Below are 8204 nucleotides of genomic sequence, written 5' to 3' on the forward strand. Positions count from 1 at the left end.
CCGGGCGACCGCAGTAACAACAGGAGAAGGACATGGCGGAACGCGTCGTACTCGCGTACTCGGGCGGTTTGGACACCTCGGTCGCGATCAGCTGGATCGGCAAGGAGACCGGTAAAGAGGTCGTGGCGGTCGCCCTCGACCTCGGCCAGGGCGGCGAGGACATGGACGTCGTGCGTCAGCGCGCCCTCGACTGCGGTGCGGTCGAGGCCGTCGTCGTCGACGCCCGCGACGAGTTCGCCGAGGATTACTGCCTCGGTGCCATCACCTCCAACGCCCTCTACATGGACCGTTACCCGCTGGTCTCGGCTCTGTCGCGACCGCTCATCGCGCGGCACCTGGTGACCGCCGCCCGCGACCACGGCGGCACGGTCGTCGCCCACGGCTGCACCGGCAAGGGCAACGATCAGGTCCGCTTCGAGGTCGGGTTCGCCTCCCTGGCCCCCGACCTCGAGGTGCTCGCCCCGGTGCGCGACTACGCGTGGACCCGCGAGAAGGCGATCTCGTTCGCCGAGGAGAACGACATCCCCATCAGCGTGACCAAGAAGTCGCCGTTCTCCATCGACCAGAACGTGTGGGGCCGGGCCGTCGAGACCGGGTTCCTGGAGGACCTGTGGAACGCCCCGACCAAGGATGTCTACGACTACACCGAGGACCCGACGGTCAACTGGAACTCGCCGGACGAGGTCATCATCTCCTTCGACAAGGGCCGCCCGACCGCGATCGACGGACGTCCGGTCAGCGTGCTCGAGGCGATCCAGGAACTCAACCGCCGGGCGGGTGCTCAGGGCGTCGGACGCCTCGACGTCGTCGAGGACCGTCTCGTGGGCATCAAGAGCCGTGAGGTCTACGAGGCGCCCGGCGCGATGGTGCTCATCCGTGCCCACGAGGAACTCGAGCACGTCACACTGGAGCGCGAACTCGGCCGCTACAAGCGGCGCACCGACCGCAAGTGGGCCGAGCTGGTCTACGACGGGCTCTGGTTCTCCCCGCTCAAGCGGTCGCTGGACGCCTTCGTCGCCTCGACCCAGGAGCACGTCTCCGGCGACATCCGCCTCGTGTTGCACGGCGGGCACATCGCCGTCACCGGCCGCCGCAGCTCGGAATCGCTCTACGACTTCAACCTCGCCACCTACGACGAGGGTGACAGCTTCGATCAGTCCATGGCCCGTGGATTCGTCGAACTGCACGGCCTGTCGTCGAAGATCGCCGCGAAGCGGGATCTGGATCTGTGACCTCGAGCAACGGTGACGGCGGCGCCGGCGGCACCAACGAGGGCTCGCTCTGGGGCGGCCGATTCGCCGACGGTCCGGCCGCGGCGATGGCCGCGCTGAGCAAGTCGACGCACTTCGACTGGGCGCTGGCGCCGTTCGACATCGAGGCGTCGATGGCGCATGCCCGGGTACTCAACCGGGCGGGTCTGCTGACCGACGACGACCTGGCGGCGATGCTGGCCGGGCTGTCTCAACTCGCCGACGATGTCGCGGACGGTTCGTTCGGTCCGGCCGAGAGCGACGAGGACGTGCACGGCGCCCTCGAACGCGGGCTGATCGAACGAGTGGGTGCGGAACTCGGCGGCCGGCTGCGCGCCGGGCGCTCGCGCAATGACCAGGTCGCGACGCTGTTCCGGATGTGGCTGCGGGCCGCGATGGGCCGGGTCGCGGTCGGGGTGCTCGACATCGTCGACGCGCTCATCGCGCAGGCCGAGGCCCATCCGGACGCCGTGATGCCGGGCAAGACGCACCTGCAGGCCGCTCAGCCGGTGCTGCTGGCGCACCACCTGCTCGCCCATGCGCAGCCGCTGATCCGCGACCTCGACCGGCTCGCCGATGCCGACCGTCGGACCGCGGTCTCTCCGTACGGCTCCGGTGCACTCGCCGGGTCGTCGTTGGGGCTCGACCCGGCCGCCATCGCCGCCGACCTCGGATTCGACCGGCCGGCCGAGAACTCGATCGACGCGACCTCCGCGCGCGACTTCGCCGCCGAGGGGGCGTTCGTGCTCGCGATGATCGCGGTGGATCTGTCGCGGCTGTCCGAGGAGATCATCCTCTGGAGCACACCGGAGTTCGGGTACGTGACGTTGGCCGACGCCTGGTCGACGGGCAGCTCGATCATGCCCCAGAAGAAGAACCCGGACGTCGCCGAACTGGCGCGCGGCAAGGCGGGTCGCCTCATCGGCAACCTGACCGGGCTGATGGCGACACTCAAGGCGCAACCGCTGGCCTACAACCGTGACCTGCAGGAGGACAAGGAGCCGCTCTTCGATTCGGTTGCCCAGCTCGACCTGCTGCTGCCGGCCATCGCGGGCCTGGTGGGCACGCTCACCTTCCACGAGGACCGGATGGCCGAACTCGCTCCGGCCGGCTTCACCCTCGCCACCGATGTCGCGGAATGGCTTGTGCGCCAGGGAGTTCCGTTCCGTGTCGCGCACGAGGTCGCAGGTGCGAGCGTACGGGCGGCCGAGGAACGCGGTGTCGGGCTCGCGGATCTCGACGACGAGACGCTGGCCTCGATCAGTCCGGATCTGCGGCCCGAGGTTCGTGACGTGCTGACGGTCCGCGGTTCGATCGAGTCGCGCAATGCGCACGGCGGCACCGCATCGTCGCAGGTGAGGCGACAACTCGCGGTGCTGAAAGACGAGGTGGCCCAGCGTCGGGGGCGCTGGTCCTGATCGCTTGATCGTCAGTACTGCGCGAACACCTGGGTGGCGTAGAGTTTGCCGGCCGCGTTCACGGCCACACCCACGCCGAGGTCGGTGTAGGACGGGTTCAGGATGTGTTGCAGGTGACCGGGGGAGCCGGCCCACTGGTCGATCACCGCGTCGGCGCTGGCGTACTGCCAGTTCTGCGCCACGTTCTCCGCCGAGCTCGTCCAGCCTGAAGGGATCTCGCCGGAATACCACGGGTTGTGGGCGAGGATGTCCCGGTCGGCCATCTGCTGTGTCCACGTCTGCGCCACCTCGGACAACCGGGGGTTCGGCTGCAGCGCCGGGACGCCGTGCGCAGCGCGGTACCGATTGGTCGCCGCCGCGAGCTCCTGAGGGGACAGTGGGCCCGCAGGGCTGGCATTCGCGGCCGTGGACATGACCGCACACGCTATCAGCCGGTGCCGACGAGAGCAGTGCGGGCGCGGTGGCGGTCCTGATCGCCCGACCCACTCCGGTGCCCGTGTCGGCGGGCAGGTCGGTACAGTGTCAGCATCACTGCGACCGGTGATGTTCGACAGATCGATGGGGGTGGCAGAGCGCCATGGTGGGACTGCCGGGTTTACCCGACATCAGTGGCGCGGTGGAGCGTGTCGTGGCGACCGCACAAAACGGTCTCGAGGTGCTGCGTTTCGGCGGCTTCGACACGGGTACCGAACCCGCTCCGTTCACCGTCGTGGAAACCGAGAAGATGTTCCGGCTGCGGCGGTATTTCCCCGACACCCCGGGTGACGGACCCCAGATCGTCCTCGTCCCGCCGATGATGGTGTCGGCGAATGTCTACGACGTCACCGAACACAACGGCGCCGTCTCCATCCTGCACCGCAACGGGATCACCCCCTGGGTGATCGATTTCGGCTCCCCGGATTCCGAAGAGGGCGGGATGGAACGCACCCTGGCCGACCACGTCGTCGCGGTCAGCCGGGCCATCGACCTGATCATCGAGGGCACAGGCCGCGACGTGCACCTCGGCGGGTACTCGCAGGGCGGGATGTTCGCCTACCAGACCGCCGCCTACCGCCGATCGAAGGGCATCGCGAGTCTCGTGACCTTCGGCAGTCCCGTCGACGTCCTGGCCGCGCTGCCGCTCGGCCTACCCGCCGATCTGGTGGTGCCGGGCGCGGAATTGCTCGCGGACAAGGTGTTCAGCCGGTTGTGGGTGCCGGGATGGATGGCGCGGACGGGATTTCAGCTTGCGGATCCGGTCAAGACGGCGCGCAGCCGAATCGACTTCCTCCGCAGACTTCACGACCGCGACGCACTACTGCCGCGGGAGGATCAACGGCGCTTCATCGAGGTCGAGGGCTGGGTGGCCTGGTCCGGACCCGCGGTCGCGGAGCTGTTGCGGCAGTTCGTGGTGCACAACCGGATGATGTCCGGTGGTTTCGTGATCCACGGCGACCTCGTGTCGCTGACCGAGATCACCTGTCCGGTACTGGCTTTCGTCGGTGAGGCCGATGACATCGGTCAGCCGCTGGCGGTCCGCGGCATCCTGCGCGCCGCGCCGAGCGCGTCGGTCTTCGAGTCACGGGTGCCGGTCGGACACTTCGGCCTGGTCGTCGGCAGCACCGCGGGTGCACACACCTGGCCCACCACCGCCGAATGGGTGCTGTGGCGCGACGGCACCGGCGAGAAGCCGCCGCTGGTGGAGGAGATGCATGAGACCCAGGATCCGCACGGATCCGGGGTGAGCCTGTCGTCGCGGATCACTCATGGCCTCGGATCGGTCGCAGATGCCGGTGCCGGTGTGTCCCGCGAGTTGATCGGCATGGCCAACTCGTTACAGCGGACGTCGCGTGCGATCGCCCAGGAATCGGTGCGCACCGTGCCCCGTCTGCTGCGGCTCGGGCAGATCCAGACCGGCACCCGGATCTCGCTGGGCAAGCTGATGTCGGAGAACAGCAAGCGGACTCCCGACAAAGAGCTCTTCCTCTTCGAGAACCGCGTGTTGACCCACGCACAGGTCAACACCCGCATCGACAACGTGGTCGCCGGATTGATCCAATGCGACATCCGTCCCGGGGTCCACATCGGGGTGATGATGGACACCCGGCCGAGCGCGCTCGTCGTGGTCGCCGCCCTGTCGCGGCTGGGCGCGGTCGCGGTGATGCTCGCCCCGGACGGCGACGTCGCGGAGATGATGCGGCTGGGGAACTGTTCGGTGGTCGTCACCGACCCCAACCATCTCGACATCGCGACGAAACACAGCGATCGCGTCCTCGTGCTCGGTGGCGGCGACTCGCGGGCCATCACCTCCGCCGACGGTGCATCGGTCGTCGACATGGAGCAGATCGACCCCGACGCGGTGCGCATCCCGTCCTGGTACCGTCGCGACCCGGGTCTGGCCGGCGACCTCGCGTTCATCCTGTTCAACCGGGCGCGCGGGAAACTCGCGCCGTGGCCGGTCACCAACCATCGATTCGCGATCTCGGCCTTCGGTGCTGCCTCGGCGGCCGGACTCACCGACCGCGACACCGTGTACTGCCTGCCGCCGCTGCACCATGCGTCGGGTCTGCTCACCACGCTGGGCGCCACCGTCGTCGGTCGTTCGCGCATCGCGCTCTCGGCGCGGATCGATGCCGAGACCTTCGCGGCCGAGGTGCAGCGCTATGGCGTGACGGTGGTGTCCTACACGTGGACGATGCTGCGCGACGTCATCCGGAGCGAGGACTTCCGCATCAACCAGTACAACCCGATTCGGCTGTTCATGGGCTCGGGTATGCCGTCGGGGCTATGGGCGGAGGTCGTCGAGGGTTTCCCGCGGGCACGCGTCCTCGAGTTCTTCGCCACCGCGGATGGCTCGGCGATCCTGGCGAACGTATCCGGAGACAAGATCGGCTCAATGGGCCAGGCGCTGCCGGAAACCAATCCCGTCGAGGTCGCGGCCTATGACGTCACCGCCGATCGCCTCATCGTCGACGACTCGGGATTCGTCCGACGGACCGGCGTCGACGAGGTGGGCCTGTTGCTCGCGCGTGCGCGCCACCGTTTCGACGCGTCGTCGACGGTGCTGCGCGACGTGTTCGTCCCCCGCGACCGGTGGGAGGTGACCGGCAACCTGTTCAAACGCGACGCGAACGGGGAACTGTGGTTCCAGGGATCGGTGGCGGGCGTGATCCGCACCTCCACCGGACCGATCTACGCCCCGCCGATCGAGTTCGCGTTGTCGCAGGTCCGAGGTGTCGACCAGGTCGTCGCCTATGGCGTCGGAGACCCGGGACGGCAGGTCGCGGTAGCCGCGGTCACGACACGCCAGCTCGGCGAGCGGTCGGAGTCGCTGACCATCACGGCGTTGCGGATCGGCCTCGGCGGGCTGCCCGCCGAGCAGCGACCCCACCTGATCTGGGTCGCCGACGAGATCGGCGTATCCGACTCGTACCGTCCGATCGCGGCGACCCTCGCGCGCCGAGGCCTACCCAGGCCAGGGGCCCGGGTGTGGTATCGCGACGCCGCGGGCCGCTATCGCCGCTACACGAGAACCGCTGCGGCGGAAGCGAACTGGGTGGGGCCGTCGCCGACCCACACCGAGTCTTCGGAAGTCGGCGGGTAGGGTGCTCACCACAGAGATAGCGTCGAGACAGGAGGGGAACCCGTGACGTCACGTGCCGAGTCCATCGATCCCATCACGCGCGAACGGCTGGTCTGCCCACAGGACCACGGACCGCTGATCGACGCAGGGGACGAGCTCTACAACCCCCGCCTGCGTGTGGCCTACCACATCGATGACGACGGGATCCCGGTCATGCTGGCCACCGAGGCCCGCGATGTCGACGACGACGAGCACCGGAGACTGACCGGCGAGTCCTGACAAGCGGATGACAAGATCGAAGGGTGAGCGCCGAGACGTCTGACCGCACGACCACCGACATCCTCTCCGATCTCGAGTGGCGTGGCCTGATCGCCCAATCAACCGACCTCGACGACCTGCGCGCGGAACTCGCGCGAGGGCCGGTCACGCTCTACGCCGGATTCGACCCGACGGCCTCGAGCCTGCATGCCGGCCATCTCGTGCCGCTGCTGACACTGCGCCGGTTCCAGCAGTTCGGACACCGTCCGATCGTGCTCGCCGGTGGCGCCACCGGGCTCATCGGTGACCCGCGCGACGTGGGCGAACGCACGATGAACACCGCGGACACGGTCGCCGGCTGGGCCGCACGCATCGACGCGCAGCTCCGTCGGTTCGTCACGCTCGACGAGTCGCCGAGCGGTGCGCTCGTCGTCAACAACATGGACTGGACGGCCGAGTTGTCGGCCATCGATTTCCTTCGTGACCTCGGCAAACACTTCTCGGTCAACGTCATGCTGGCGCGCGAGACGGTCAAACGCCGCCTCGAATCCGACGGCATCAGCTACACCGAGTTCAGCTACCTGTTGCTGCAGTCCAATGACTTCCTGCAACTGCATCGCCGGCACGGCTGCACGCTGCAGATCGGCGGGTCGGATCAGTGGGGCAACATCGTCGGCGGGGTCGACCTGAGCCGCCGGATCGACGGCGTCACCCTGCATGCGATGACGGTTCCGCTGGTCACGTCCTCGGACGGCAAGAAGTTCGGCAAGTCCACCGGCGGTGGCAGTCTGTGGCTCGATCCCGAACTCACCAGCCCGTACTCCTGGTACCAGTACTTCGTGAACACCGCGGACGCCGATGTCGTGCGCTACCTGAAATGGTTCACCTTCCTCGGACGCGAGGAGATCGCCGAACTCGAGCGCGCCACCGAGGAGACCCCGCACCTGCGTATCGCGCAGAAGCGTCTGGCCGCCGAGATGACCACCCTGATCCACGGGCCCGAGCACACCGCCGCCGCGGAACTCGCGAGCCAGGCCTTGTTCGGCCGCGCCGAACTGTCCGGACTCGATGAACAGACGCTTGCCGCCGCACTCGGGGAGACGTCGATCGCCGACTACGCCGGTACCCGCCCGACGATTGTTGAACTACTCGTCGACACCGGACTGTCCGACAGCAACAAGGCCGCCCGCAGGGCTGTCACCGAAGGCGGTGCCTACGTGAACAACGTCAAGATCCCCGAGCCCGAATGGCAGCCGGGACCCGACGACCTCCTGCACGGCCGATGGTTGGTCGTCCGGCGCGGGAAGAAGAGTTTCGCGGGTGCGCGAATAGCGCTCTGACCAGGCGATTTGACGCGTTGTTCTCGCGTGTGTAACTTAATCGATGCACCGCAGAGAGCGACTCCCCTGGGGCCAACGGGAACCGGGGAAGTCAAAGTGCCCGGGCCACTGGTTCGGGCCGCCAATGCGGGGCCACTCCCGAGAACGTGAGCGTGAACTTGTCGCGCTCAGGGGAGAGCTCATCGGAGCCGTGCCTGTCACAGGGTCCGTCCGGTGGGTGTGTGTTCTTTGAGAACTCGATAGTGTGTTGGACGATTTTTCGATGCCATTTATTGTGGTGTCGAAGATCTTTATTTGAAGTTTTTTGATGCCAGTTTTTTTGGATTGTTTTGTCAGGTTTTGCTTTCCTGATTGTGTTGAAACTTTGGTTTCAGTG

General features: G+C 67.4%; 6 protein-coding genes. 5 read left to right on the forward strand and 1 reads right to left on the reverse strand.

Features of this window, described 5'->3' with window-relative positions; all coding sequences use genetic code 11:
- Window positions 1-32 precede the first annotated feature (32 nt).
- Together GORHZ_RS11910 and argH are read left to right on the forward strand one after the other, a co-directional pair.
- Window positions 33-1232, forward strand: a complete 1200-nt coding sequence (locus GORHZ_RS11910; RefSeq protein ID WP_006333264.1) for an argininosuccinate synthase — start codon at window positions 33-35, stop codon at window positions 1230-1232.
- A complete protein-coding gene (argH, locus tag GORHZ_RS11915) occupies window positions 1229-2668 on the forward strand; it encodes an argininosuccinate lyase (RefSeq protein WP_006333270.1) in 1440 nt (479 codons plus the stop codon). The genes GORHZ_RS11910 and argH overlap by 4 nt, the downstream gene beginning before the upstream one ends.
- Before the next feature lie 11 nt (window positions 2669-2679).
- Here argH and GORHZ_RS11920 read toward each other — a convergent pair whose 3' ends face one another.
- Complete coding sequence (locus GORHZ_RS11920) at window positions 2680-3081, reverse strand: CAP domain-containing protein (protein WP_006333271.1); 402 nt, start codon at window positions 3079-3081, stop codon at window positions 2680-2682.
- A gap of 164 nt (window positions 3082-3245) precedes the next feature.
- Between GORHZ_RS11920 and GORHZ_RS11925 the strand changes: the two genes are divergently transcribed.
- Genes GORHZ_RS11925 through tyrS form a run of 3 tightly spaced genes read left to right on the forward strand, consistent with a single transcriptional unit; the run spans window position 3246 to window position 7828 of the window.
- Window positions 3246-6251, forward strand: coding sequence for an AMP-binding protein (locus tag GORHZ_RS11925; RefSeq protein WP_006333273.1), 3006 nt, complete (start codon window positions 3246-3248; stop codon window positions 6249-6251).
- A 42-nt stretch (window positions 6252-6293) separates the two neighbouring features.
- Window positions 6294-6509 (forward strand): Trm112 family protein, encoded by a 216-nt coding sequence (locus tag GORHZ_RS11930; protein ID WP_006333275.1) that lies wholly within the window; start codon window positions 6294-6296, stop codon window positions 6507-6509.
- A gap of 23 nt (window positions 6510-6532) precedes the next feature.
- A complete protein-coding gene (gene tyrS / locus GORHZ_RS11935; protein ID WP_006333277.1) occupies window positions 6533-7828 on the forward strand; it encodes a tyrosine--tRNA ligase in 1296 nt (431 codons plus the stop codon).
- The last annotated feature ends 376 nt before the right edge of the window (window positions 7829-8204 follow it).

It is taken from the genome of Gordonia rhizosphera NBRC 16068 (genome assembly GCF_000298195.1).
GTDB lineage: Bacteria > Actinomycetota > Actinomycetes > Mycobacteriales > Mycobacteriaceae > Gordonia > Gordonia rhizosphera.